We start from the raw sequence: 26,234 nt of genomic DNA, 5'->3' as shown, positions 1-26,234 counted from the left end.
CATGCGGTCAATCTCTCAGGGAAACGACACAGTCGATCCGGCGCATAGGTCCCTGGTTGTTTGGTCGATCGTCACAAGCCTGACTTCCGGCGGAGCGGAAATGCTTGTGTCCAACCTGAGCGCGGCGCTCTCCGCTCGCGGGGTGACGAACCGCGTGATTGCCCTTTGCGATGCGTCGGTACTGGGCAACACAGCCGAAATGGAAGCGCACCTCGCCGCCCAAATCGACAAGGGCGGTGGAGACTTCGTCTCGCTCGAACTCAGCAGAAAGCGCGGTCCGTTAGAGGGAGCGGCGGCTCTCCGGAAGCTATTGGTTGCTAGCGCCCCGGACGTGATCCATTGCCACACCGCAAGGGCAGTGGCCATGGTCGCGCTATCCGGATTTCGGGGTCCGGTCGTGCTGACTCATCACAACACACGGCTCTCGTTTCCCAGCTACCTGTTCCGCCTCTTTGACCTGGTCGTAGACAGGTATGTTGCGATTTCACCCGAACTGGAGGCCACCTATCGCAAGCTCACGAGGCGCCCGATAACGGTCATTCCAAATGCGGCAGCGCGCGAATTTGGGGTAGGGGCTCCGCGAACGGCAGTTGGAAAACCTTGTCGAATCCTCAGCGTCGGGACGATCTCCGATCAGAAGAACTACGGTTTGCTTCTGGAGACCGCGGCTGCACTGCGCGAGAGCCATCGCGACGCCGTCATGCCAAGGTTCATGATTGCCGGCGGTGGAGCAGGCCTCGAGGAGCTCAGGCAAAGATCTGAGAACATGGGTCTTTCCAAGGCGGTAGAGTTTCTCGGTGAACGATCCGACGTGCGGGAGTTGATGGCGTCCGCCGATATCCTCCTCAACACCTCGACCTATGAAGGGCTACCCATCGCCATCATCGAGGCGATGGGCATGGGGCTTCCGATCCTGGCGACGGACGTAGCAGGCAACCGGGACCTGGTGGTTGACGGCGTGAATGGCCTGTTGGCTCGGCCCGGTGATCCGAAGTCTCTCGCTCAGGCTATCGGTCGCGTGATCGGCAACGCCGAACTTTACCAGTCTCTCTCCCAAGGTGCCGTTCAGAAGAGCGGGCAGTTTTCGATCGATGGTTCTGCGGACCAGCATCTCGCCCTGTACCGTACCGCTCGTCGCTAAGAGCCCTGCGGCCCATCCTTTCGAGCTACCCTTTATGCCCCGCCCGGCGAGACGGATGCCCGTTTCAAAAACCCATTGAAATTGCCCATAACCGTCTTTGCGTCGGCGGCGAGTGACGCAAGATTTGCCGGCGCATCTGCTCACAGGGGTGTACGATGCAAACTGCCTTGGCATCTTATGGAGGCAACAGCCTCAGTACGAATTCGCAGTCACCCTATTACCCCAGTGGTGCGCCGCCGCACGCCGGCTCGGCGATATCGCTCAAAGACCTGCTGCGTGTGGCCATTCGCTACAAGTACATGATCATGGCGATCATTGCCGCCATCACGTTGCCGGTTCTGGCCCATCAGTTACTGTCTCCGACCATCTATCGGTCGACGGCGCATGTGCAGGTCGAACTTATCGACCAGGTGGGAACCAACCAGGCAGACGTCATCGCGCAGAACGCGCAACGCGTGGCGAACGCCGTCCGGCTCCACAGTTCCCGTTCGGCGGCGGAGCACGTGATCGAGGATCTGGACCTGCTCAACGATCCGCATTTCCAGAAAGACATGGGCAATATCAGCAAGGGTAGCGACGACTACATCTACCTCGCCATCAACCGACTGCTGAGCATGGTCACGGTGGCGGCGGAGCCGAACTCGGACTTGTTGGCCATTTCAGTCTCCTCGCGCTCGCCCGAGCTGGCTGCGCGAATTGCCAACCAGATTCCCGCGTCGGTTCGTGCCGTTCGCGCCTCCAAGAACAATGAACTCCGCGCCCAGCTGCTAGCCTCTCTTGAGACCGAGCAGCACGAGCGTGGCGAGATTGCCGCCGCCACTGCCCAGAAAGTGGCAGAATTCCGGCAGAATCACCGGATGCTCGTCGGCGCGGGTGGTGCTGAAGATCTGGCTCAGCTCAATAGAATTGCGGCTCAGGCCGCCGCAGCCAGTGCGTCGCGCGAAGGCTCGGCTGCACGCAGCGGTGGGATCGCCGCAGCGGGATCGATGCAGAGCACCGCCATGGCGAGTTCGGCTGGTCTCGATCAGCTCGAGCGTCGCCATGCCGATCTCGTGGCAGAGAGCTCAAAGCTCACGTCGAGCTATGGCCCAAACCATCCGGACGTGAAGCGCATCTCGTCGCAAATCGATGCGGTTGAGGGCGCAATGGCTGTCGAACGCAACAACGCGCAAGCAGCAGCCAGAGCGGTGGCGGCTGCCGACGCGGCCAGAATGGCGCAGATGGCGCGCAGCGACGCCGCCGGTGACGCGGCCGCGGCTTCGCGTCTGAACGGGATCCTCGCCAGCGTCGAAAGCAAGTCTTACGAAAACGTGAGCAACTCGGTCGAACTTGAGAACCTGGTGCGAGAATCCACGCTCGCCGATGAATCGTACAAGGCCATTGCCGCCCGCGTGGAACAAGTACGCGCCCAGATGCAGGAAGAGGGTGTCTCCTCCTCCATCGTTTCGCCGGCTGTCCCGAACCTTGACGCGATCGCCCCGGCGCCACTCAAGTATACGATCATCGCCTTTTTCGGCTCAAGTATCCTGGCCTTCCTGCTCGCGTTCCTGCGCGACTTCCTCGACGATCGCCTGAGGACCTCTGCCCAAATCCGGAAGTACTTCGGGCTCCCGACCTTCGGCATGCTTCCGCTCCTGGCTCAGGACCAACCGGCCGACGATCCGAGCGACAGCCCGGTGATCGCCGATCCGCAGTCGCTGTTCGCGGAGGTCTCCAGATCCATGTACTGCGAGATCCGCTCTTTGCGACAGAAGCCGGGTTCCCAGGTGGTGCTGGTGAGTTCGCCTTTGCCCGGAGACGGCAAGTCGACGGTTACTCTGACGTTGGCGGCGGCAGGCCTGGCGATGGGCGATCGGACCCTGGTGCTCGATCTGGACTTGCGCAAGCAAGGTTACCTGCAACGCTTGCAGAACAATATCGATTCACCCGACCTGATCGATATCATCACCGGTCAGGCCGATATCGATGGATTGCTTCCGCTGCCGCATGAAGGGGTCACGGAAGACGGCGACGAATATGTCCACGCCCCGAGGATCGGCCTCCTGAGCGCGCACAACCCGGTAGAAGAGCCTGCGGTGCTCCTCTCTTCGCCCAAGCTGGCCAAGCTTCTCCGTGACCTGCGCGAGAAGTTCGATTTCATCGTCATCAACGCCCCCGCCACGCTCGCCGTGCGGGACGCGCGGGCGATGGGCCAGTTCGCCGACCAGACCATCATGGTGGCCCGTTGGGGGCGCACGACCATTGAGCAAATGGATGCGTCCCTCGACCTGCACCATTACGCTGTGTCCGGAGTGATCTTCGATCACGTCGACTATGCCGAACATGCCCGGTTGCGGTACGGGGATTCCGTCCAGTTCTACGTCGACTCTTCGGATTACTACTCGGACGACTTCCAGCATCCGCAGGGTATCGTAACTCGGGCCCGCAACTGGATGCGGCGCAGGCGGCGGCAATCGTGGACCCAGCCTGAAATGGCTTGATCGGTCGCGCCCGATGGCTTTGGCGTTCTCGAGATTGCTGGGCGCGGGCGCGGGGGTCATTTCGTCCCCGGTCCAGGTGCTGCTCGGCCTGCTGGTGTTGTCCTCGTTAGGGAGACCCATACTCTTCAGGCAGGTTCGTTGCGGACGCCTGGGCCAGCCGTTCGTGCTCTACAAGTTTCGCACCATGCGCGACGATCGCGATGAAGCCGGACGATTGCTGCCCGATGAGGAGCGAGTCACGGCAGTGGGCGCATTCCTGCGCAGGACGCGCCTGGATGAATTGCCTGGCTTCCTCAATATCGCGAAGGGCGAAATGGCCTTCGTCGGGCCTCGCCCGCTGCTTCCTGAGACTATCGAGGAGCTTGGTGACAAGGGGCGACGGAGAAGCCTCGTAAGGCCAGGCATGACGGGCTGGGCCCAAGTGAACGGTAACACGCTGTTATCTCTCGATGAAAAGGTCGCGCTCGATCTTTGGTATATCGGTCACGCTGGACTCTGGCTCGATCTGACAATCCTGCAGAGGACGCTGCTCGTCATGATAGGCGGCGAACGGCGAACCAAGACTCTCCGCGAGGAACTGTCGCGCTAGCGTGAGCCCGCGAGGGCGTGGCGCAGGCGAATATCGTCGAGGCTCGCTATCCGGAATTGCGCTTCATGCTCCACCGTTGGGGCAAGCCCGTCATGCACGCGACCGGGCCGTAGTATCTGGACCGTTTTCCAGCCCAGGGTCTTTGGTGCGATGAAATCCTTGGAGGCATTGTCCGCGATGTAGACGTGATCCGCCCCGGGGCGGCCCGACCACTGCATGACTTCACCATAGGCTCTGGGGTGAGGTTTCCCGTAGCCATCCGGCCACTCGCCCGTCAGGATGATCTTGTCGATCAGTCGGTCGAGGCCAAGGCGAACGACTTTGTTTCTTTGCATAGCGCCCGGCCCGTCGCTGATGAGGGCCGTCGGCATGCCGGCGATGTGTTCGAGGAACGCCACGGTGTCATCGGGCAGGCGGATCGAAGGTTCATGCGAACGATAGACCTCGACAAGTTCGGCGATCAACGCAGCGTCTGGATGGTGTCCGCATTCTGCCAGGGCTTGATCGAAGATATGCCCTCGCGAGCCGGCCTTGAGCAGTCGTTCGCAATGAGATGCAAAGTTGGAGATTCCGAACCGGGACTCCAGGTGGGCGCCAACGGCGCCAAAGCCGCTGCGCGCGAAGTCACTCTCGTGGAAGAGCGTATCGTCCAGGTCGAAGACGACGACGGAGGCGTCGATCTCAACCATCGAATACCGCCGCATCGTATCGAAGCATCGTGACGCCGTCCCGCCATTCGTTGGACGCGCATTCGGGCTGGCCCAGCAGATCAGCCAACAGGCTTTCCGCGAACCTGGCTCCGGCGTGATCAGCAAGGGGGTAACCGCCGCCGAACCGAGCGTTGATCTCGAACACGCGCGGCCCCTTCTCGGGGTCGACGATCAGCTGGAAGCACATCGCGCCCCTCGGTCCCGGCAGGGCCGAGACTACGCGCTCGGCTATCTCCCAGAACGCCGGGTTCCGTTCGGTGCGACCTTTCTCGACCTCTCCCGCCCGCACCGAAAGACGAATGTGAGGTACCGCGGACAAGAGCTTGCCGTTTCGATCGACGTAGACATTGACCGTGTATTCGGGACCGCGAAGGAATTCCTGCACGATCATGGGCTCATCGTACTTGCCCCGAAAATCCTCCGGTCCCTGGAGTATTCCGATTCCGCGGCTCGCGCTGCCTCCCGATGGCTTGATGAAGGCGGGGAAGGGCCATGCGCCCGATGAGTGACGGGCCTCCTCGACCGAGGCGGTCCGGGGCACGGGAACCCCCGACGCGGCAAGTGCCTCGATGGTCTTCTGCTTGTCGCGGACGATATCGATCGTCTCAGCACAGCTCACGTGAACGAACGTGCCGGCCTCGGCGAAATCGTCGCGGGCCGCCGCGAGGGGGGGAAGTTCGGGATCGATCGTCGGTACCAGCAGGTCGATTGACCGAGTCCTGCAATACTCCTGCAGGATGCCGACGTAACTCGGGTCAGTGCATTTCGGGACGACAAACCGGGCGTCGGCCGTTTGGCATGCCGGGCTCAGCTCCGGGTCGAGATCGCAGGCGTGTATCTCACAACTTACGTCCCGTCTCGAGGCGGCCGCGCGGAAGCACTGCGCGAGTTCGACCCGGCGTCCGGCGGACGTGAACAGAATGCGCAGCGGTCCGTTCCTCATTCGGTGACTTGGACCCCCAACGAGCGTGCCCGCCTTGCCTCCGCAGTGGCTGGCTCTTCCTTCGATCCGAGCAGCAAGTCCCTCACCAGACTATCCCACTGCCTGAACACGACAGTCGGCGCATAGCGTTCGACCGCTTTCGCCGCGCCGTCCCCTAGCCTGGCGCGCAGAGCGTCGTCTGACATCAGTTGCTTCAGGCCGTCAGCGAGAGCGGCCGGATCCTCGTTGCGGACCAGCCATCCGCTCTTCCCGTGCTCCAGCATCTCTGCGGGGCCAAAATCACAAGCCGTGGCGACGATTGGCAATCCCGCCGCCATCGCCTCGCCAAGCGCATTGGGAAATCCCTCATATCGCGAAGAAAGGACAAACAAGTCGGCATTGTCGAGCCAGCCACCAGGGCGCGGACTGATGCCGAGCAGGAAAACACTCTCGCTCAAGCCAAGGTCGAGAACTTGCTGCTCGAGTGCGGGCAAATCGTTTCCGGAGCCCCAGATATTCAGCTTCCAACCCGGAAAATCCGGGAGGACCCGGGAAAAAGCATCGATCAACAGGTCGAAGCCTTTTTGGTCGGTCAGCCGCCCTACGGCGCAGATAGTCTTGCCGTTGGTTGTCGGCGCGGTCCTATCGATACGAGCAAAGGGGTTGGGAATGACCACAAGTCTGTCTGCGACCGAAGCGGGGAAGCACCGTTTTACGCCTTCGGTCTGGCAAACGATCGCATCCGCCCGCCGATAGGCGGCCGGAAGGAACAAGTTCCACAGCGGATGCACCTTCTGGCGCTCGGGATTGTTTCGTTCGCAGCACACCAGGCCTGTCGGGACCCCGATCGAGGCAATCGCCGCAAGGAGATTGTTTTTCGTCAGGAAGGAGACCAGCAAATCGGGCGGGTCCCGGCGCAAGGCCTTGCGTAGAGCAAATACCTTGTGGATTGCTCCTATCAATCCGCTTCCGCTGGCGTCGCCGAGCCGCTCGATCGCGACATTCGCGGGAAGTGGATGGAACACGTCGTCGTCGGCGTGATCGAAGGTGATTATCGTCAGGCGATAGGGCGTGTCGCACCAATGCGCGGCAAGCTGGGCGATGACACGCTCAGCTCCGCCGGCGCCAAGGCCGGTTGTCAGGATCGATATGTGGTGCGACGGCACAGCTGAAACGTTGTCTCTCCGTTTCGAACGATGACGCTTCTAGCATGGGAGGGAACACCATGAGGATGGTATTTCTGGTCTAACCCTTCTTAGAGAGGAGCGATCGTTGCTTGCGTCCATCGCGGCTCACTTCACGGTTGACGGTAGGCCACGGGGATCGCGTAACCATCCAGAATGATTACATCGTTATAGCGCTCGCCAGTTGCTCGTGGCCGCCTCAACATCGGATGATTTGGAACAGGCGCGCGACCGATGAGCAACGTTGAGGGCAAGGGCGAGGACCTACGCACCAGCACATTCGTGAAGGCCGGACTGGTCGTCCTTGGCGTGATGCTCGCCGGAATTGCCGGACGGGTCCTGTCCTATCCGCTCAATCGTGACGAAAACCTGTTCGTTTCGGTCGCGAGCCAGCTGGGGAAGGGCGATATCTACCGCGACTTCGGCTACAATCACCTGCCCAACATGCCCTATCTGCTGGGCTCGGTATATTCGCTGACCGGTGCGGGCGCCTACCTCTTTACCGGACGCTTGGTCGTAGTGAGCGCCTGGCTGGCTTTGATAGCGATGCTGTGGCTCATCGCCCGCCGCCTTAACGCCGGAATGCCCGCGTTCCTGACTTGCGCCTTCCTGCTGACCGGCTGCGTTCTGCTACTCGGTCCCTCGGGCATGCTGGTAAGCAACACCTTCCTGCCGCTGCCCTTCGCTTTTGCATCGTACTATTTCCTGCTGGGAGCGATGGATGAGCGGCGGCCCTCGCCGGTGTCCGCCTTCTGGGCAGGCCTCTTCGCCTCGCTCGCGGTAGGCTTCAAGGTTAACTACTTCTTCCTCGCGCCGCTCATCGCGATCACAACCCTCATCGCCCCGCAAGCACGGCCGTTCGTCGACAGGATCGTGAAAGGTCTCCTTCCCCTGGCTATCGGCGGAATTGTCGGCGGATTGCCCGCCTTGATCCATCTTGCTCGCGACCCCGACGCGTTCCTTGCGCACACTTTCCGCTACTTTACCGAGTTGCAGAGGGCCTACTGGGGTAGTTCGACCGACCCGTTGGTCACGGGGCTGGCCCAAAAGACACTCCTGGCGGAAGAGATCTGGCTCTCGAATACCTTTCTCCTCGCCATTGCTGGCGTGATCGTTCTCGTCGGCACGGTGCTGTGGGAGAGAGGATTATGGGTAGGGATCAGGCAGATGGCATCGTGGAAGGTGCTTCTGCCCGCCGCATGTGCCGCTTTCGGTTTCATTGTCGCCTTCGTGCCCGATCCGGCATTTCCGCAGTACTTTGCCCTGCCTTTGCCCTTCCTTGTCCTGACGATGGCCGCGCTGGCCGGTTCGCTTGGCGAAGGGGAGCGTAGGGCTGCAATGCCGCTCTGGTTGGCTCTTTCGCTGGTTGCGATACTTGGATCGGTGACGCGGATCGGCCCGGGTCTACTCCAGCTCGCTCGGCCCGGACATTGGGAGCCGCTCGCGCTTCACCGTGACATGCGCAAGCTTGCCGGTACAGCCGGACTGGACGATCGGGCGCATGTGGTCGCCATGACGCCGGTAATGGCGCTCGAGGCAGGCTGGCGGATCTATCCGGAGTTCGCGGCCGGCCAGTTCGTCTATCGCGTCGCGCCGTTCATACCCGCAGATGATAAACCCTATTACAGGACGACCTCTGCAACGGATTTGCCCGAGTTTCTCGCGAGCAGCCGGCCGGACGCGATCCTGGTGAACGATGAGGAGCCGATGGAGGCTCCTCTCGCGACCTTCGCCTTGACCCACAATTATCGCGAAATTCCAGCGCCGAAGGGGCGGCAACTGCGCTTGTTCGTTCGCCGCGACTGACTGACGATTTAGGACCGACGCTAGCCCGTTGGTACACCGATTGTCTAAAGCTGCCTAACCCCGATGCCCATTTCGAAGCCTTGGTCCTGTTCCGTAAAATCGAGGGGTATTTAACCACGCGGCGCGCGGGCGACTTCCGTGCATCGGAGGGCCAAATGAAAGTAGTCTTGCTGGCTGGCGGACTTGGTTCACGCCTCGCGGAAGAAACTGTCCACATTCCGAAGCCCATGGTCGAAGTGGCTGGGCGGCCCATCATGCTTCACGTGATGGATATCTACGATCACTGGGGTCACGCCGATTTCATCGTGGCTTGCGGCTACAAGGCCCTCTCGATCAAGAGCTTCTTCCAGGGGCTGCACTTGATGACCAACGATTTCACCGTTGGCATCGGCAATGGCGAAATGGCGCTGCGCCCGACGTCGAAGGTGGATTGGCGCGTGTCGGTTGTCGATACGGGTGTCGCGACCATGACCGGAGGTCGCATTCGCCGCTTGCGGGACTGGCTGGACGACGAGACTTTCATGGTCACTTACTCCGACGGTGTGGGCAACATCGACATCGAGGCACTGCTCGCGTTCCACCGCTCCCACGGCAAGCTCGCCACGGTGACGGCCGTGCAGCCTCCTGCCAGGTTTGGTAATCTCGAGCTCGACGGCAACCAGGTCGTCGAATTCACCGAGAAAGTGCGCAAGCACGAAACCTGGATCAACGGGGGCTTTTTCGTCTTCGAACCGGGCGTGCTCGACTATCTGACCGGGGACGAAGAGCCACTGGAGCAGGCCCCTCTGACGAACCTGGCGCGCGACGGTCAGCTGATGGCGTTCATGCACAAGGGGTTCTGGCACCCGATGGACACGGTGCGCGATCGCGACACCCTGAACAAGCTCGGATCAGATCCACTGCCCCCATGGATGGATTTCGAGAACGGCCAGGCGATCATGTCGACGGACTGGCAGGCGAAGGTCGTCAATGCCTGAACAATCGATCTGCCATGACGCTCTGGCAGTTCAATTTGCCGGCAAACGGGTGCTCGTTACCGGGCATACCGGCTTCAAAGGTGGCTGGCTTTGCCTCTGGCTGAAGGAGTTGGGGGCCGAAGTTACAGGGATCGCCCTACCTCCCCCTGGAGGCCCAACTCTCTTCTCCGCTGTCGGTTTGGCCCAGGTAATCGATCACCGGATCGGTGATATCCGCGAAGGAGCTGACTTCGCACGGGCCTGTGAAGGACTGGAGCCAGACCTGGTAATCCACATGGCCGCGCAATCGCTCGTGCGCCCTTCTTATGCCGATCCTGTGGACACGTTTCGGACCAATGCGGTCGGAACGGCCGTGGTGCTCGATCAAGTGCGTCGCATGCCCTCGGTTCGCGGCGTGGTCGTCGTCACCAGCGACAAGTGCTACGAAAACAACGAGTGGCCCTGGCCCTATCGCGAGACCGACCCGATGGGCGGGGCGGACCCTTACAGCGCTTCCAAGGGATGCACGGAGCTGGTTGCCAGCTCCTTCCGGCGGTCCTTCTTCTCCGATCCCAAGGGTTGCCAGATCGCAACGGTGCGCGCGGGGAACGTCATCGGCGGTGGTGACTGGGCCGTGGATCGGCTTGTCCCCGACATCATCAGGGCGACGATCGCCGGCACCGCGGTCGCCATTCGCAATCCCGCCAGTGTGCGCCCTTGGCAGCATGTGCTCGAGCCCTTGTCGGGGTACCTGACGATAGCCGCCTTGCTGCTTAGCGATGCCGCGCACGACTTCGCGGAAGCGTGGAACTTCGGTCCGAGCCCGGATGCCTTCGTGGACGTCGAAACGATCGCCCGGATTCTCCAAAAGACATGGGGGCCCGGCGCTGCGGCGATCGCCTTTGGAAAGCGGACCGACGACCCTCACGAAGCTGGAATGCTGACACTCGATAGCAGCAAGGCGCACGCCCGGCTCGGCTGGAGGCCCAGGCTGACCACCGAGCAGGCGATCGCCATGACCGCCAACTGGTATCGCGTTTTCGCGGACGGTTCCGAAGACATGCGGTCCCTGACGATCGGGCAGATCGCCAGCTTTGCGGCATCCGCAGAATTGTCCTCTCGGGTTCAGGAGAAGATCCAGGCATGCGCGTGAACTACGGCCAGACGGTCCATGGTGAAGAGGAAATAGCCGCTGTCGTGGAGGTGTTGCGCACATCCACGCAGATGGGGCCAAGAGTCCGCGAAATGCAGGAACGCGTCGCGGCGCTGTTCGCCAAGAGCCACGGCATCATGGTCAACAGCGGCTCGAGCGCGAATTACCTCGCGATGGAGTTGCTCGATCTTCCCGAAGGAAGCGAGGTCATCACTCCCGCTTTGACCTTCGCGACAACGGTGGCGCCGATAGTTCGGGGGCGGCTCGTGCCGGCCTTCATCGACGCGGCAGAGGGCACCTACAACGTCGACGTCGACAAGATCGAGGAACTGATCGGCCCGAAGACCAAGGCCATGATGATCCCCTCCTTAATCGGCAATCTGCCTGACTGGGATCGCATCCGACAGATCGCCGATGCTCACGGCCTGATGGTGATCGAGGACAGCGCGGACACGCTTGGCGCGACCTTGCGGGGCACCAGCACCGGAACACGCTCGCACATCAGCACGACCAGCTTCTATGGTTCGCACGTCATCAACGCGGCCGGCAACGGTGGCATGTTGTGCGTGTCGGACGAAGAGCTGGGGCGCCGCGCCCTGTTGCTTCGATCATGGGGCAGGACCTCGTCGCTCTACGTGGATTCCGAAAGTATCGAGAAGCGCTTCAACGTGTCCCTCGACGGGATCAGCTATGACGCGAAGTTCCTTTTCGAAGAGCTGGGCTACAACGTCGAGCCTTCGGAAATGGGCGCTGCGTTCGGACTGATCCAGCTCAACAAGCTGGAAACGAACATCGCCGCCCGGGAGCACAACTTCAAGCGCCAGTACGAGTTCTTCAAGGCGTACGAAGAGTGGTTCATCCTCCCCAAGCAGATGCCGGAATCACGGACCGGCTGGCTGGCATTCCCCATGACGATCCGGGCGGACGCGCCATTCACCCGTCGGGAGCTGCAGATCTGGCTCGAGGAGCGCGATGTGCAGACCCGACCGGTCTTTACCGGCAATATCCTGCGCCAACCCGCGATGAAGTCAGTCACTTCGACGACTTCGGCCGATGGATACCCGGTGGCCGATGATGTCATGCGCGGCGGTATCCTGCTCGCGTGCCATCACGGTCTCGAGGAAGCGCAGCTCGATTACATGCACGAATGTTTCGAGGCGTTCGTCCGAGATCGCCTTACCCGTCCCATACAAGAGGCCGCCAATGCTTGATCCGCACTCCATCGAACGCGCCGACAACGCCACGCTTTCGAGCTGCCGCGCCTGCAAAGCGCCGGACCCATACCTGTTCCTGCAATATGGATCGCATTCCCCGGCTCAGATGCTCATCCGGCCCGAGGACATGGAACGGGATCAGCCGTCCTTTCCCCTGAATGCGCACGTGTGCCTCGAATGCGGCCTCATCGCGGTGGCTGACCAGATTCCGGAGAACTTCTTCTCCCATTATCTCTACGTGCCTTCAGGCGCGGCCACTATGCAGAGTCATTTCGAAGGCTTTGCCCGCGTCATCGCCGAAAGGGCGGGGAGCGACGGGCTTGTCGTCGATATCGGCAGCAATGACGGATTGTTGCTCGCCGCCTGTAACGCACTTGGCTGCAAGACCCTGGGCGTCGATCCCGCGGCGAACATCGCCGAGCTGGCGAAGGCGAGGGGGGTCCAGACCCACATCGACTATTTTCATCGGCAATCGGCGAACGAAGTGAAGGCTGCACACGGGAGCGCCAAGGTCATCGTAACGACCAACACCTTCAATCACATCGGCGACTTGCACAGTTTCATGGATGCCGTCTGCATCCTGCTCGCGGCGGATGGCACCTTCATCATCGAGGTTCCACGGGCGAAGGAAATGCTGGAGCTGGCCGAGTTCGACAACATGTATCACGAGCATGTGTCCGAGTTCAGCCTGCTGTCGATTGCGAAGCTTGGCGCGTTCTTCGGACTCGAAGTCTCCGATGCGCAACGCCTGCCCAACATCCACGGCGGTTCGATGCGCGTGTTCCTGACCCGGCAGTCGGCGGGGTTCGCGACCAATCCGGTCGTGAACGAAATGCTGGCTGAGGAGGCCGCGGGCGGCATGCTCGACCAAGCCACTTATGACGCTCGCGTCGAACGCTTCGACGAGACCGGGATGCGGCTGCGCGAGATGCTCGACGACCTTAAGGTGCAGGGTCTGCGGATCGCAGGATACGGCGCTTCAGCCCGTGGCAACACCATGATCACCTATTACGGGATCGGGACGCAATATCTCGACTTCCTGGTCGACAAGAACCCGCTCAAGCATGGCCTGTTCTCGCCGAATTTACGGATCCCCATCAAACCGGTGGAGGCGATCGAGGAAGAGCAGCCAGATATCCTCTTCATGCTCGCCTGGAACTTCTTCGACGAGATCAAGGAACAACAAGCTGCCTTCCGGGCGCGCGGGGGAAAATTCCTTGTCCCGTTCCCGGAGCCGCGGCTGGTCTAGAAAACCCCTCGGGGGCGGGATTGCGAAATGGAAGGGTCAATCTGTCTCGTTACAGGTGCTGCGGGCTTTATCGGCTCGCATCTGACCCACCGGCTGGTCCGCGAAGGGGCCATTGTGCATGCGGTCCTGAGGCCCGGGTCGCCCGTGGCTCGAATCGCCGGCGATGCCGACAAGATCGTCATCCACCGCGCGAATCTCGAAGATCGGGAGGCGGTGAGAGCCTGTGTGGAGCAGGTCCAACCGGCGATGGTCTTCCATCTCGGTGCTGAAACCCGGGCGGGTACGCAGCGATCGCCCGCCGCGGCGCAACTCTCCGTGAAGCAGCTTCTCGATCCGCTGATCGGTCTTGTCGACGCGCTCGATGACCTCCCTCGACCGCCGGCGGTGCTTGTGCGTGCGGGCAGCATCGCAGAGTATGGTAACGTGCCGCTCCCATACCGGGAGGGTGTTCGCGAAGCTCCGCAAAATGCGTACGGCGCGGGGCTGCTCGCTGGCACTCAATTTCTCGAGATGCTGGCGGATGAGCTTGCATTTCCGACCATCACCGCGAGGCTCGCCCTCACCTATGGGCCAGGTCAGTCCCACAATTTCCTGCTTCCCGCCTTGATCGACGCCTGCCGCGCGGGGCGCGACTTTGAGATAAACCGCCCTGACGATCGGCGAGACTTGATCCATGTGGACGATGTGGTCGAGGCCTTGCTCGTCCTCGCCAGGCCGCATGTCCGAACCTGCAGTCTGGTGAACATCGGCAGCGGTTTTGCTCCCACGATGCGGCAAGTGGCCGAAAGGATAATGGCCCTCACGGATTGCGGCCCTGACCGTGTGCACTTCGCCGCGGCACAGTCGACACCGACGGAGCTGCGATGTGACGCATCGCTCGCCAAGCAAATTTTCGGGTGGGAAGCGTCGCTGTCGCTTGAAGACGGCCTGGCCAGACTGTTGTCGGTCGGGGAAGGGCATCACTTAAGAGCGGGGCACGCCGGTGGCTGAGCGCAAGACTCTCGTATCGGTTCTCGTACCGGCCTATAACGAAGAGGCGACCGTCGAGCGCGCATACGCGGCGATCGTGAGCACATTCAGCAAGCTGTCCGATTACGACTATGAGATAATCGTCACCGACAATCACTCGACGGACCGGACCTTTGAGTTGCTCGAGGGTCTCGCCAAGCGCGATCCGAAGCTGAAGGTCATCCGTTTCTCCCGCAATTTCGGCTACCAGCGCTCGTTGCTGTGCGCCTATAAGGCGGCTGCGGGCGACTGTTCGGTGCAGATCGACTGCGACCTGCAAGATCCGCCGGAGCTTATACCCGACATGTTGCGGCTCTGGGCGCTGGGCAACCAGGTCGTCTACGGTATCCGCCGATCGCTGGCGGACGGCTTCCTTGTCGCCGCATCGAGACGCTCCTTCTATCGCTTTATCTCATGGATCAGTGAGGACGATCTCCCGGTCAATGCCGGCGAGTTCAGGCTGGTCGACCGGCGTATCCTGAACGAACTGCGCAAGGTGGAAGATACCACCCCCTATTTGCGCGGCTTGATCAGTTCGATGGGCTTTTCTCAGATCGGTCTTGAATACGACCGAGCGGACCGGATCGCCGGGGAAAGCAAGTTCCCCATCAAGTCGATGATATCGCTGGCGATTGATGGCGTTCTGAACCATTCCCTTCTGCCATTGCGATTGGCGTCGATCGCCGGGATCGTCATCGGGATGCTCAGCCTCGTGCTGACGTTTGTCTACATCGTCGGGCGGTTGGTGCTCGGTCAGGAATGGCCGGCTGGTTTTGCGACAACCACCATTCTTCTGCTCATGTCGATTTCCATCAACGCAATCTTCATGGGCATCATGGGCGAATACATCGGCCGGCTTTTCCTTCAGGCGAAGAATGAGTCTCAACCAATTATAGAAACGAAAATCAATTTCGCCGAGACAGCGACGCTGGTGCCTTTCCGCGAAAGACAATAAGTCTTGTTAGAACGTAGAATACGCCTGAGTAAATGCAGATCGCAGCAAGTTGCACGAGCGCGTTTTCCTCATATCCCAGCTGACGACCGGCCGTAATTACGGCCAGATTTGCTCCGTACGCCATCAGGAAGCAAAGGGCGTAAAGCCCGGCTTCCAGAAAGGTCGCCCTGGAATTCGTTCGGAATGTCCAGCGACGCTGTAACGTGTAAGCGATCGGGAAGCCGAGGATGAAACCTACGAGGTTGGCGGTATAGTCGCCCAGACCTGCGACCAGCGCTGTGAGAATGATCGCGTAGCCGATCGCGGTGTTGAGCAAGCCGACCAGAATGAACCGGCCAATGGCTGCAAGCTCGTTGCGAAGTTCATCACCGTCGATTTGCAGCAAAGACATGCTTTCCAGGTCCCGGTAGCGGCAAACGAGAAAGACTAACGTCTGCGTTCAGCCGTTCAATTCGTTTGCGCCACCGGGGCTGGAGACTGGCACGATCCTGGGGGGCTGGGCGCCCTGCTTCAGGAAGCAATGGCAATCAGGCTGTCGGACTTAGCCACCTCAACGGCGCGCCGGGCAGAGCTCGGCGCCGCAGCAATCGTCGCGCAGACCGCATTAGCGTCCAGGCCATGATTGACCGCCCAGATCGCCGCCTGGGTCCGGTTCTGGACCATGAGCTTCCGCAGGATCGCCTTGACGTGGACCTTCACCGTCGCCTCGCTGATATCGAGCCGATAAGCGATCACCTTGTTCGGGTAACCCATGATCAGGCAGCGCAGCGTCTCAATCTCTCGTTCGGAGAGCAGTGAGGCCAAGTCTGCTTCAACTTTGTTGTGGCTGTTGGCTATCATGCTGCCGTGGGGCAGATGCTCGATCAGTTGGCCGGGGAGAACCTTTTCTCCCATGGCAACGAGTTTGAGCGATTCCAGCAGGCACTCACAGGCGATCTCTTTCAAGATGTAACCGTCCGCCCCGGCCCGGACAGCTTCGATCATGCTGTCGAGCTCGAAAGTGTCGCTGAGCAACACCAATCTGGACTTCGGAAAAGCCTTGCGTAGTGCGACGACTTCGTCGCGCAACTCCGTGGCGGCGCTTACATCAAGAAGGATAAGTTCTGACTTGGTGGCAAAGAGTATTTCTCCCCCATCACCAAGTAAAGCGTGGCTGCTTTTAAAAGATCCCTCAACGGTGAATTCTCGTTCGTCCAATATCCTTCTGAGACCTTCGCTCACAAGTGATGTCGAACAAATAAGTGAGATGCTGATATTTTTAAGCTCTTGCATACCGGGTACCTTCTCTCGGTAAAAAGAAGTACGCGACCCAGAATACAGTAGACGTTTCTTGCTCTCGTTCGGCTAGCCGGGTGACCGGAACCGTTGAAGTCTTTATAAATTATTGACGCCCCCGGTGTCGAGAAATTTGCGGCATCGCAAAAAACCTGTGCAGAACGGTCGAATGGCTCCCTTTTGGCTAGGCGCAAAAAAATCATTCATTCCATGAGTATGCTTGGCGAAAGGCGGTAGGGGTTTGTGGCGCAAACTATACTAAAGGGGTAGCCGAGGGAGCGCTACCCCCGTTGTACATTTGTTAATTCGTTGTATATTTGCGACACTTAATGGTGCCATTCTGGCACACAAGCGTCGTGTCTGACCAAAATGGCGCAATTCCCATCTCGGAGGTGATTCGTTTCACCTGAAAGCTTGATGCCTTTGGTTAATCATCGGGCACCTGGGCTAATACCTATCGAGCTTTTCGTCAGAGAACCTCGGCAAACTTGGCAGGGTCAACGTTGCCGCCGGTTACCATAATCGCCGTTCGCCCATCGAGCGCGACTTTTCCGGACAGGGCGGCGGCAAGGGCGGCCGCTCCACCGGGTTCGACCACCAGGCGCAAGTGAGCGAAGGCAAAGCGCTGGGCTTCGGCCACCTCGGCCTCACTGACGCGCAGACCGAATGGACAGCGCTCTTTCAGAATCGCGAAATTGATCGGCCTGGTCGCGGGTGTCTGCAGGGCGTCGCATGTGGTGGGCGGCGCATCCGAATCGACACGTTGGATCGAGCCGATTTCCAGGCTGCGGCAAACGTCGTCCCAGCCTTCTGGTTCGACGGGTACGATCTCGGCCGAGGGGCAGGCGAGGGCAAGGCCCGCAGCAAGACCGCCCCCGCCACAGGGCGTGATGATCCGCGTGGGTTCGGCTCCTAGCTGCGCCATTATCTCGATGGCACAGCTGCCTTGCCCTTCGATCACCCAGGGATCGGCGTAGGCATGAACCAGCGTCGCGCCGCGCTCCGTGACGAGGGCTTCAGCGATTTCGTCCCGGTCCTGCTCGTAACGATCGTAAAGCACGATCTCAGCACCCATGGCGCGGGTCCGCTCGAGCTTAACGGATGGTGCGTCGCTGGGCATGACGATCGTCGCGGCGATGCCGAGCCTTTGCGCGGCCCAAGCGACGCCTTGCGCATGGTTTCCGCTTGAGACTCCAACCACACCTTGAGCGCGTTCTTCGTCTGAAAGATCGGTCAGGCGATGCCACGCTCCCCGAATCTTGAACGCGCCGATGGGTTGCAGGGACTCTGCCTTGACCCAAACCGGTGCGCCGCCAATCTCCGCCCGAAGCAGCGGCGTCTGTGGTAATATGTCCGCGACTTTCGCGGCAGCGCGAAGCACGCCCTCTCTGGTTGGCGTGCGCATGTTGGTCGTCTCCGTCACAACCAAGCCACGTGGCATATTTACTAGCGAGCCTCCAGCCTCTAACGGGCCCGTTTTTCACGGGGAACCGCTGTTCGACGCGACCCGTTGCCTCACCGACAAGACCGGAGGACTCTTCATGACCGACGCCGCGATCAACGACACTCGCAAGGCCGAACTGCTTTCGACCGAGGTCGAACACATCGACATTACCAAGTTCGACTCCCGTCCGTTGATCGACGCAATGGGCAAGATGAGCTTTACCAGCCGAGATCTTGCGCGCGCCACGCGCATTTACAACGAGATGCTGGGCGACAAGGATTGCACGGTGTTCCTGGTCATTGCCGGTTCCACCTCGGCGGCGGGCTGCATGGATCTATATGCGGAACTGGTGCGCAACAACATGGTGGACGGCATCGTCGCCACCGGCGCCACAATCGTCGACATGGATTTCTTCGAAGGGCTTGGCCACAAGCACTATCAAGCGCTCGAGATTCCCGACGATGACACGCTGCGTTCGCTCTACATCGACCGCATCTACGACACCTACATCGACGAGGAAGACCTCCAGAACGTCGACCACACGATCTTCGAGATCGCCGAGACGCTGGCGCCCAAGGCCTATTCCAGCCGCGCCTTCATCAGGGAGATGGGCAAGTACCTCGTCGAGCATGGCAAGAAGGAGAACAGCCTGGTCAAGCTCGCTTACGAGCATGACGTGCCGATCTTCTGCCCCGCCTTCACCGACAGCTCGGCGGGCTTTGGCCTCGTAAAGCACCAGGTCGATGCGATGAAGGCAGGCAAACCCTACCTCACGATCGACTCCATCGCCGACTTCCGCGAACTGACCGAGATCAAGATCGCGGCCGGTACCACCGGCTTGCTGATGATCGGCGGCGGCGTGCCGAAGAACTTCATCCAGGACACGGTCGTCTGCGCCGAGATCCTCGGCCACGAGGACGTTGCGGTGCACAAGTACGCGGTGCAGATCACCGTCGCCGACGTACGCGACGGTGCTTGTTCTTCCTCGACGCTGCAGGAGGCTGCAAGCTGGGGCAAGGTCAACACGGGTATCGAACAGATGGTCTTCGCCGAAGCCGGTTCGGTGATGCCGCTGCTGGCCTCGGACGCGTACCATCGCGGATTGTGGAAGGACCGTGAGAAGCGCCGCTGGGCCAAGCTGTTCGGCTGAGGCTTACCTGGCGGGCTCGTTCAGGGCCTCGCACAGGTCGACGAGCGTCATGAACTGATCGATGCAGCGAGTGACCCTGACTGGGTCCTCGCTCGCGTCGAGCGAGCCGCTTTCGAACAGGTTCTCGCTCTCGACGACGATCACCAGCTCGCCACCCTTGAACAGGGTGCGGACGTCCCGGCCGCTGAACGCCTTTTCGACATCGAGCAGGCGTTCGACGTAGCGCGGGTGGACCAGGTAGCGCGCCTCCACCTGGTCGTCCGACCAGACCGAGAAGCTATCCTGGAAATCAGGGTGGACCATGTCGACGTAGCCAAGTTCCAGCCCGTCGAGCTCAACTGAGTCCCTGGCTCCGCCGAACAGCTTGCGGTGCTTGGTCGACCGCTCGACGATCGTCGTTCCGAGAAATCTTCTGCCGAAGCTGATCGTCAAGATCGCCCCGCGAAAAACGGTGACGTAGCTGCGGTTCTTTCCGCTACCTCGTTCCTCCTCGAGGTGAGCTTCGTGCAGGGTGAAGGCGCGTTGACCAAGAGGGCCGCTCCATAGGTCCTCGAACTTCGACCGGTCATAGCTGGGCAAGAGGGCATAGCGCCTGGCGAGTTCGAAACCTTCGCTCGGTTGGAATTCCATCTCGTACGAAAGCCCGAGCGACTCGGCGATCGCCTTGTTGATGCCGTTCTTCGTGTCCTCGATCGCCTTGGCGCGAGGTGCGTAAGCCCAGGCCGCACCGACCAGCGCTATGGCCAGCGTGCCGAATGCCTTGATCTCGTCGACGACGGGAAGGGTTGTCCAGCCGACCAAGACCAGCCCCGCCGCGATAAGTCCGGCCATGACGAACCGCTTATTCGACTTCGCCTTGGCCTCGGCGCGGACTTGAACCTGCAGTTCCAGCCAACGGCCAAGGGGTCCCGCCAGCAAGGCTTCCACGTTCGGACGTTCGATCATTGCCAGATGCCCCCCGTTGCGCTTTGATAACGTTCGGGGGCCCGGGGGCAAGCGGGCGAAGCTGGGGGGAATTCTCGATGGAATGGGTGCTGCTCGCAGTAGTCGTCGTGTTGCTGGTTTTCGTGATCGGCATCTACAATCGGCTTGTCGCCCTTCGGCAGAACGTGAACCAGGGCGTCGCGGACATCGACGCGCAGCTGCGCCAGCGACACGATTTGGTGCCCAACCTCGTCAACACGGTGAGAGGTTACGCGACTCACGAGCGCGCCACGCTCGACGCAGTCGTGGAAGCGCGCAATCGCGCAGCGCAAAGTACAAACTCGGCCAGCGAGGCGCAGCTGCGCGTGACGCTGGGCAAGCTGCTCGCACTCGGCGAGGCCTATCCCGAGCTAAAGGCCAGCGCGAACTTCCAGGCCTTGCAGAGCGAGCTTGCCGACGTGGAGGACAAGCTGGCGGCTGCGAGACGGGCGCTTAACGCCGCCGTCTCGCGCTTCAACAGCGCAATTCAGTCGTTTCCCGCGATTCTCTTCGCGGGGACGCTGGGCTTTCGCGAGGCGGATTTCCATCGTCTCGACGCCAGCGAACTGGGGACTGTCGATCAGGTCCCGTCCGTAAGTTTCTAAGGGTGTGGACAACTGATCGCACTCATCGCGCGGCTGGCACATTTTAACTTGCAGTTCAGCCGCCCCCGCATATATGCGCGCCACTCCGCTGCCCCATGGGGACTTCCAACCGCAAGGCAGCTTTTAAACCGAACGTTTTTGTTGGGGGTCCCTTGAGTTGCACATCTATCCTGACGCCAAGGCTGTAGTTCGCGCTCTAGCGCCGGACGAACCCGTGATCTGCAACCGCCCGCAAGCCGCGGCGCGGGCCGCACGTTTCTTTGCCGAGAACTTCCCCGGGAAGTCGATGTATGCGGTGAAGGCGAATCCATCGCCTGAGCTGCTGCAGATCCTTTGGGATTCGGGAATCACTCACTTCGATGTGGCCTCGATTGCCGAGGTGCGACTCGTCCGCGGGCTGCTGCCCGAAGCGACGCTGTGCTTCATGCACCCGGTCAAGACGAAGAGCGCCATTGCCGAGGCCTACAAGGTTCACGGCGTTCGCACCTTCAGCCTCGACACGCACGACGAGCTCGCCAAGATCGTCGAAGCGACCGAAGGCGCTCAGGACCTGAACCTTCTGGTGCGCCTGCGTGTGTCTTCCGAGCATTCGGAGCTCTCTCTCGCAGCGAAGTTCGGCACCGATCTGATAGACGCCGGCTCGCTATTGCAGGCGACTCGCCAACATTGCGACGCTCTGGGCATCTGCTTCCACGTGGGCAGCCAGGCGATGACCCCGTTCGCCTACGTTCAGGCGCTGGAGCGTGTTCGCGTCGCGATTGTCGAGGCGGCGGTTACGGTCGACATCATCGACGTCGGCGGCGGCTTCCCCAGCTCGTACCCGGGCATGGAGCCTCCACCCCTCGAAGATTACTTCGCCTTGATCCACCGCCACTTCGAGGCGCTGCCGATCTCCTATTCGGGCGAGCTGTGGGCCGAGCCGGGCAGGGCGCTCTGCGCCGAATACAGCTCGATGATCGTCAAGGTTGAAAAGCGCCGCAGCGACGAGCTCTACATCAACGACGGCGCCTATGGGGCGCTGTTCGATGCCGCGCACGTGGCTTGGCGATTCCCCGTTCGCGCGCTGGAGGATGACCTCACCCAGCCGCTCGAGGAGTTCGCATTCTACGGACCGACTTGCGATGACGCCGATTACATGAAGGGACCCTTCATGCTGCCGGCCGATATCCAGGCGGGCGACTTCATCGAGATCGGCATGCTGGGCGCCTACGGTGCGGCGATGAAGACGCGGTTCAATGGATTCGGCGTGGCCGAAGCTGTCGTTGTTGCGGATGAGCCGATGGCGAGCCTTTATACAGGCGAGCGCAAGGATCCCCGTGCCAGCGACAATGTGGTGAGCCTGCGCTAGGAATCGCGTCGCGCTCATTTTGAAGATTCGAACAAGAAAGTCCTGCACAATGCGTAAAGCTGCCGTCGCCGTTCTCGTCGTCGCCACCCTGGCGCTGGGCGCCTGCAACACCGTCAAGGGCGCCGGACGGGATATCCAGTCCGTCGGCCAGGCCGGCGAAGACGCTCTCAAGTCCTGACGAGCTTAGCGGAGCCGCGGCGCAATGCCGCGGTCCCGTGCCGCGCGCGCTGGCGCTGGGGACTCAGCGGAAGATGCTTTCCCCACGCGACTGCCGCTCGGTCGACCCCTTGAGGATGCCCTCACTGGGAATTTCCGGTTTGAACTTCTCGTGACACTGCAGGCAGGTCTGGACCAGCCGGTCGCCGAGTGCTTGCCATTGCTCGACATTGGTTGACCTCGCCTCCGCCAGCTTGAGCGCCTCTGCTCCGTGTGCGGTCAGCTGTTTGGCAAGGGTTTGCCACTCCGAATTGCTGGTCCACTGCTCGTCGAAAGCTCCGGTGCCCGGGATTTGGGTCACCGCTCCTGCGAGCATCATCTCGTAAGCCGAGTTACGCACCAGAAGCCAATCGCGATCGGTCCGCGGCAGGTCATCGTTACCTAGGGCAAAGATGTAGTCGGCCGAATGGTCGACCATGCTGACCATCGCCGCGTTGAGGCTGACCGGAAGCTTGAGGGTGGGGGCAGTCGGGCTGGCCACTGCTGTAGTCGCGTCCGGTGCCGGTTCGCTCGCCTGATTGCACGCCGCGAGAGCGAGCGGGAAAAGTCCGATCGTCGAGATGCGAAGAAGTGTCTTCATGCCAACCTCCGAGATGTTGGCGACCCGTTGGTAGACTCTCACTTCTTATGTGGACGCCGACGATGCGCCGCTGGGCAACGCGGATCAACTCAGGTTTTCTCTGGAGTTTTAACCGGATGCAGACGCGACAGTTAGCGCGACCGGGCCGACAGGCAACGATCAACGATGCGTCGGCGTTTTTGCCGCGACCTCAAGCCGCCTTGCGGAACTCAAGTTCCAGACGATCCCAGATCTCAACCAGGGCCGACGTCAACTCCGCCATCATCGCTTCGGTGTGAGCGGGACCAGGCGTGAAGCGCAGACGCTCCGTGCCGCGCGGCACGGTCGGGAAATTGATCGGCTGCACGTAGACGCCGTATTCGGCGAGCAGAATGTCGCTGATCTTCTTCGCCCGCACGGGATCGCCTACCATCAGGGGGACGATGTGCGTGGTCGAATCCATCACCGGCAGGCCGGCTTCGCGGAACATGCGCTTGAGCGTGGCCGCAGCCGCCTGCTGAGCTTCGCGTTCCGCAGAGCTCTCCTTGAGGTGCTTCACCGCCGCGAGGACGCCGGCAACGAGTACGGGAGAGAGCGAAGTGGTGAAGATGAAGCCCGGGGCGTAGCTGCGAATGCAATCTATCACCTTGGTGTCGGCGGCGATGTAGCCACCCATCACACCGAACGCTTTGCCCAGCGTACCTTCGATAATGTTGATTCGGTGCGCCGCCTCGTCGCGCTCCGAGATGCCGCCACCCCGCGCGCCGTACATGCCAACGGCATGGACTTCGTCGATGTAGGTAAGGGCGTTGTATTTGTCCGCCAGGTCGCAGAACGCGTGGATCGGGGCGACGTCGCCGTCCATCGAATAGACGCTTTCGAACGCGATCAGCTTGGGGACGTTCGGGTCCTCAGCCGCCAGCAATTCTTCAAGGTGCGCCGCATCGTTGTGGCGGAAGATGCGCTTCTCGCAGCCCGAATTGCGGATACCGGCGATCATGCTGGCGTGATTCATCTCGTCCGAGAAGATCACGCAGCCGGGAAGCAGCTTCGCGAGAGTGGATAGCGTCGCGTCGTTCGAGACGTAGCCGCTCGTGAACAGCAGTGCCGATTCCTTGCCGTGGAGGTCGGCAAGCTCGCGCTCAAGCTCAATGTGATAGTGCGTATTGCCGCCGATGTTGCGGGTGCCGCCGCTGCCCGCGCCGACATTATGCAACGCCTCTTCCATCGCCGCGGTGACTTTGGGGTGTTGGCCCATCGCGAGGTAGTCGTTTGAACACCAGACCGTGATCGGCTTCGGACCGTTATGACCCGCGAAACAGCGCGCATCCGGATAAGCGCCCTTGTTGCGCAGGATGTCGATGAAAACGCGATAGCGCCCCTCTGCATGGAGACGCTGAATGGCTTGGTCGAATATAAAATCGTAGTTCAACGGATGTGTCCGTTCTGCGCCGCGATCCCAGCGGCCGATTGAGTCTCGCGCGACTTAGGCGAAGGTGGGCAGGGTTTAAAGCATAGAGTTTGCGAGGGATTCGCAACTAGATTGATTCTGTCCGTTCCAGTCCATATCGCCCGAGGGCCTCGGTCAACTGACTGAATTGGGCTGCATCTCCGGTGAACAAAGCCAAATCAGGGACTTCGCGCTCGAAGCCTTGTCCTCGCGTCAGGAATTCGATGCGCCTGGCGATGCCTTCGGCGCCATGGACGAAGGTGACACCCGGTCCAAAGGCGTCGGAAAGTTCGCCTTCGACCAGCGGGAAATGGGTGCAGGCGAGGACGACTGTATCGATCTCCTCGCCGCCGGGCTGAGCCCGCAAGCCCTGTGCCGCCGCCACGAACACCGACCCGTCGGGCGATCCTCCGCGCAGCATGATTTCCGCCGCTTCGACCAGTTCAGGGGCGGCATGGCGGATCAGTCGTTTGCCATTGGCAAACTCCGCCTCCAGCCTGTCGACATAGCCCTGGCGGATCGTCGCGGCAGTGCCGAGCAGGCCGATCGAGCCGGTTTGAGTGAGCGTAGCAGCAGGCTTGATCGCCGGCACGGTACCGACGATCGGCACGTGCAGCACGTCGCGCACCATACCCAGGGCAATGGTCGAGGCGGTATTGCAGGCGATCGTGATCAGGCGCGGCCTGTAACGCTCGCCCAGGCGGCCGAGCAGGCCCGCAACTCGGGCGGCAATTTCTGCCTCGGTCTTCTCCCCATAGGGCAGTCCCGCCGTGTCGGCAGCATAGATGACCGGTGCCTGGGGAAGCAGCTTGCGCAGCTCGGCCAGCACGGTCAGGCCTCCCACACCGGAATCGAACAGCAATATCGGGGCAGCGGGATCCATCAGCGCGGGATGGCTAAAGGTCGCTTCGCCGTCAACGATAGTTCCCTGTTAGTAGGCGCTTTCGATATCTTCGCGCCATGCAGCCGGGATTCCCGTTCGCGCCACATTGGATTTCATCCACTCGCGGTACTCCGCGAAACTCCACTTTCCGTCTCCGTCCCTGTCGCCCTGCGCGATGTATTCGGATCGGGCCTCATCCGCGCGCACGGTTCGAACCTGGCCAGTCTCCCGGACGTTTCCTTGCTCATCGCGAGCGTAAATCTTCTGCGAGACGGTGCCGCGGCCAGCGACCGGAGTTTCGGCAGGCTCGATGAAGCCTGACTTGTCCTGGTCCAGCTTTCCGAACGTCGCCACCACCACCATGTGGAGTTCAGCAGCAGTCGGTTGGACCATGATGCCGGTGGGCAGAGCGGTGGCCGCCTGACCGTTCGGATAAGGCGCTATGTTCCCCGAATCCAAGGACGTTACCCCGTCCGATGAGGGACCCTGGGTGGCCAATACGATCAAGGTTACTGCAAGAAGGCTCACGACAATTACTCCCCACGCCGCTTGTCTGATTGCGCCTTTATCGACTGAGGCCGCGGTGAGCGCGAGGTCCGGTGAGCGGGGTGCCGTTTGTTGGTACCATTCAGAGTCGGCCAGCAGACGAGCCGCTTCTAGGGACGACGACAGCCCAAGCTTAGCGCGAGCCATCTTCAGTCGCTTCTCGACGGCGTGCGGCGACACACCGAGTTCGATCGCCATTTCCTTCGCGGACTGGTGGCGCAGCCGGCGATGGAGGCACTCTTTCTCTCCGGCCGTCAGGCGACCCAGAGCGGCGCGTGTCTTTTCGTCGATCTCGGGGACGTTCATGACCCAAGGTTCTAGATTAAGGTCATTTGGTACCCAAGTCCGTAAGATTGGTACCCCAAGATCTGGTCCGCAACGGATTGTATTCCCTTTGTCGAAGTGCAAGGGCTTGCGCTAGTTCGGCA

The 26,234-nt window shown here is 61.1% G+C and carries 25 protein-coding genes; 14 read left to right on the top strand and 11 right to left on the bottom strand.

The features are described 5' to 3' along the window. Position 1 precedes the first annotated feature (1 nt). The 3 genes from KK137_RS06835 to KK137_RS06825 all read left to right on the top strand — a co-directional run bounded on the left by KK137_RS06835 (position 2) and on the right by KK137_RS06825 (position 4,210). Positions 2-1,141, top strand: a complete 1,140-nt coding sequence (locus KK137_RS06835; protein ID WP_214535407.1) for a glycosyltransferase family 4 protein — start codon at positions 2-4, stop codon at positions 1,139-1,141. 155 nt (positions 1,142-1,296) lie between these two features. Further along, positions 1,297-3,621 (top strand): GumC family protein, encoded by a 2,325-nt coding sequence (locus tag KK137_RS06830; RefSeq protein WP_214535406.1) that lies wholly within the window; start codon positions 1,297-1,299, stop codon positions 3,619-3,621. A 13-nt stretch (positions 3,622-3,634) separates the two neighbouring features. Further along, a complete protein-coding gene (locus KK137_RS06825) occupies positions 3,635-4,210 on the top strand; it encodes a sugar transferase (protein WP_214535405.1) in 576 nt (191 codons plus the stop codon). Here KK137_RS06825 and KK137_RS06820 read toward each other — a convergent pair. From KK137_RS06820 to KK137_RS06810, 3 genes are read right to left on the bottom strand one after another with little or no spacing between them, the layout of a single operon-like run. After that, a complete protein-coding gene (locus KK137_RS06820) occupies positions 4,207-4,899 on the bottom strand; it encodes an HAD family hydrolase (protein WP_214535404.1) in 693 nt (230 codons plus the stop codon). The genes KK137_RS06825 and KK137_RS06820 overlap by 4 nt on opposite strands. Next, complete coding sequence (locus KK137_RS06815) at positions 4,892-5,863, bottom strand: ATP-grasp domain-containing protein (protein ID WP_214535403.1); 972 nt, start codon at positions 5,861-5,863, stop codon at positions 4,892-4,894. Before KK137_RS06815 ends, KK137_RS06820 begins: the two co-directional genes overlap by 8 nt. Beyond that, a complete protein-coding gene (locus tag KK137_RS06810) occupies positions 5,860-7,008 on the bottom strand; it encodes a glycosyltransferase family 4 protein (protein WP_214535402.1) in 1,149 nt (382 codons plus the stop codon). Before KK137_RS06810 ends, KK137_RS06815 begins: the two co-directional genes overlap by 4 nt. Positions 7,009-7,260: 252 nt before the next feature. On the opposite strand from KK137_RS06810, the gene KK137_RS06805 reads away from it, so the two are divergent. The 7 genes from KK137_RS06805 (at position 7,261) to KK137_RS06775 (ending at position 15,367) form a co-directional block, all read left to right on the top strand. Further along, on the top strand, positions 7,261-8,832 hold the full coding sequence (locus KK137_RS06805; protein ID WP_214535401.1) for a glycosyltransferase family 39 protein: 1,572 nt from the start codon (positions 7,261-7,263) through the stop codon (positions 8,830-8,832). 155 nt (positions 8,833-8,987) lie between these two features. Further along, positions 8,988-9,809 (top strand): glucose-1-phosphate cytidylyltransferase, encoded by an 822-nt coding sequence (rfbF, locus tag KK137_RS06800; protein WP_214535400.1) that lies wholly within the window; start codon positions 8,988-8,990, stop codon positions 9,807-9,809. After that, complete coding sequence (gene rfbG, locus KK137_RS06795) at positions 9,802-10,941, top strand: CDP-glucose 4,6-dehydratase (protein WP_214535399.1); 1,140 nt, start codon at positions 9,802-9,804, stop codon at positions 10,939-10,941. Before rfbF ends, rfbG begins: the two co-directional genes overlap by 8 nt. Then, positions 10,932-12,152, top strand: a complete 1,221-nt coding sequence (locus tag KK137_RS06790; RefSeq protein WP_214535398.1) for a DegT/DnrJ/EryC1/StrS family aminotransferase — start codon at positions 10,932-10,934, stop codon at positions 12,150-12,152. The genes rfbG and KK137_RS06790 overlap by 10 nt, the downstream gene beginning before the upstream one ends. Further along, entirely contained in the window at positions 12,145-13,404 is a 1,260-nt protein-coding gene (locus KK137_RS06785) for a class I SAM-dependent methyltransferase (RefSeq protein ID WP_214535397.1), read from the top strand. Before KK137_RS06790 ends, KK137_RS06785 begins: the two co-directional genes overlap by 8 nt. Positions 13,405-13,431: 27 nt before the next feature. Beyond that, complete coding sequence (locus KK137_RS06780) at positions 13,432-14,394, top strand: NAD-dependent epimerase/dehydratase family protein (RefSeq protein ID WP_214535396.1); 963 nt, start codon at positions 13,432-13,434, stop codon at positions 14,392-14,394. Next, positions 14,387-15,367, top strand: coding sequence for a glycosyltransferase family 2 protein (locus tag KK137_RS06775; protein WP_214535395.1), 981 nt, complete (start codon positions 14,387-14,389; stop codon positions 15,365-15,367). Before KK137_RS06780 ends, KK137_RS06775 begins: the two co-directional genes overlap by 8 nt. On the opposite strand, the gene KK137_RS06770 is transcribed toward KK137_RS06775, so the two are convergent. From KK137_RS06770 to KK137_RS06760, 3 genes are all read right to left on the bottom strand, one after another. Next, complete coding sequence (locus KK137_RS06770) at positions 15,318-15,758, bottom strand: GtrA family protein (RefSeq protein WP_214535394.1); 441 nt, start codon at positions 15,756-15,758, stop codon at positions 15,318-15,320. The two genes, KK137_RS06775 and KK137_RS06770, sit on opposite strands and share 50 nt — an antisense overlap. 119 nt (positions 15,759-15,877) lie before the next feature. Then, the gene (locus KK137_RS06765; protein ID WP_214535393.1) at positions 15,878-16,639 is read right to left on the bottom strand and encodes a LuxR C-terminal-related transcriptional regulator; all 762 of its coding nucleotides are present in this window, start codon (positions 16,637-16,639) and stop codon (positions 15,878-15,880) included. Between the two features lie 472 nt (positions 16,640-17,111). After that, positions 17,112-18,047: a threonine ammonia-lyase gene (locus KK137_RS06760; RefSeq protein WP_250893607.1), complete on the bottom strand. Its 936-nt coding sequence runs from the start codon at positions 18,045-18,047 to the stop codon at positions 17,112-17,114. 136 nt (positions 18,048-18,183) lie between these two features. Here KK137_RS06760 and KK137_RS06755 point away from each other — a divergent pair, with 136 nt between their 5' ends. Then, entirely contained in the window at positions 18,184-19,236 is a 1,053-nt protein-coding gene (locus tag KK137_RS06755) for a 1,9-bis(guanidino)-5-aza-nonane synthase (RefSeq protein WP_214535391.1), read from the top strand. Positions 19,237-19,239: 3 nt separating this feature from the next. Here KK137_RS06755 and KK137_RS06750 read toward each other — a convergent pair whose 3' ends face one another. Beyond that, complete coding sequence (locus KK137_RS06750; protein ID WP_214535390.1) at positions 19,240-20,181, bottom strand: DUF3137 domain-containing protein; 942 nt, start codon at positions 20,179-20,181, stop codon at positions 19,240-19,242. A 77-nt stretch (positions 20,182-20,258) separates the two neighbouring features. Here KK137_RS06750 and KK137_RS06745 point away from each other — a divergent pair, with 77 nt between their 5' ends. The 3 genes from KK137_RS06745 (at position 20,259) to KK137_RS06735 (ending at position 22,330) form a co-directional block, all read left to right on the top strand. Beyond that, positions 20,259-20,804, top strand: a complete 546-nt coding sequence (locus tag KK137_RS06745) for a LemA family protein (protein WP_214535389.1) — start codon at positions 20,259-20,261, stop codon at positions 20,802-20,804. Positions 20,805-20,961: 157 nt separating this feature from the next. Next, positions 20,962-22,152 carry a type III PLP-dependent enzyme gene (locus KK137_RS06740; RefSeq protein WP_214535388.1) on the top strand — a complete coding sequence of 397 codons (1,191 nt, stop codon included), beginning with the start codon at positions 20,962-20,964 and terminating at the stop codon, positions 22,150-22,152. Between the two features lie 49 nt (positions 22,153-22,201). Continuing rightward, positions 22,202-22,330 carry an entericidin A/B family lipoprotein gene (locus tag KK137_RS06735; RefSeq protein ID WP_214535387.1) on the top strand — a complete coding sequence of 43 codons (129 nt, stop codon included), beginning with the start codon at positions 22,202-22,204 and terminating at the stop codon, positions 22,328-22,330. Positions 22,331-22,393: 63 nt separating this feature from the next. Here KK137_RS06735 and KK137_RS06730 read toward each other — a convergent pair whose 3' ends face one another. The 4 genes from KK137_RS06730 to KK137_RS06715 all read right to left on the bottom strand — a co-directional run bounded on the left by KK137_RS06730 (position 22,394) and on the right by KK137_RS06715 (position 26,112). Next, on the bottom strand, positions 22,394-22,948 hold the full coding sequence (locus KK137_RS06730) for a DcrB/PsbP domain-containing protein (RefSeq protein ID WP_214535386.1): 555 nt from the start codon (positions 22,946-22,948) through the stop codon (positions 22,394-22,396). Between the two features lie 190 nt (positions 22,949-23,138). Further along, positions 23,139-24,359 (bottom strand): 5-aminolevulinate synthase, encoded by a 1,221-nt coding sequence (gene hemA / locus KK137_RS06725; protein WP_214535385.1) that lies wholly within the window; start codon positions 24,357-24,359, stop codon positions 23,139-23,141. A gap of 106 nt (positions 24,360-24,465) precedes the next feature. Beyond that, positions 24,466-25,260, bottom strand: coding sequence for a glutamate racemase (gene murI, locus KK137_RS06720; RefSeq protein ID WP_214535384.1), 795 nt, complete (start codon positions 25,258-25,260; stop codon positions 24,466-24,468). A 48-nt stretch (positions 25,261-25,308) separates the two neighbouring features. After that, positions 25,309-26,112, bottom strand: coding sequence for a sigma factor-like helix-turn-helix DNA-binding protein (locus tag KK137_RS06715; RefSeq protein WP_214535383.1), 804 nt, complete (start codon positions 26,110-26,112; stop codon positions 25,309-25,311). Positions 26,113-26,234: the final 122 nt, after the last annotated feature.

It is taken from the genome of Croceibacterium selenioxidans, from assembly GCF_018599195.1.
Taxonomy (GTDB): Bacteria; Pseudomonadota; Alphaproteobacteria; order Sphingomonadales; family Sphingomonadaceae; genus Croceibacterium_A; species Croceibacterium_A selenioxidans.
Note: the sequence above shows the minus strand (reverse complement) of the source record. Positions and strands in the feature narration are given on the sequence as shown.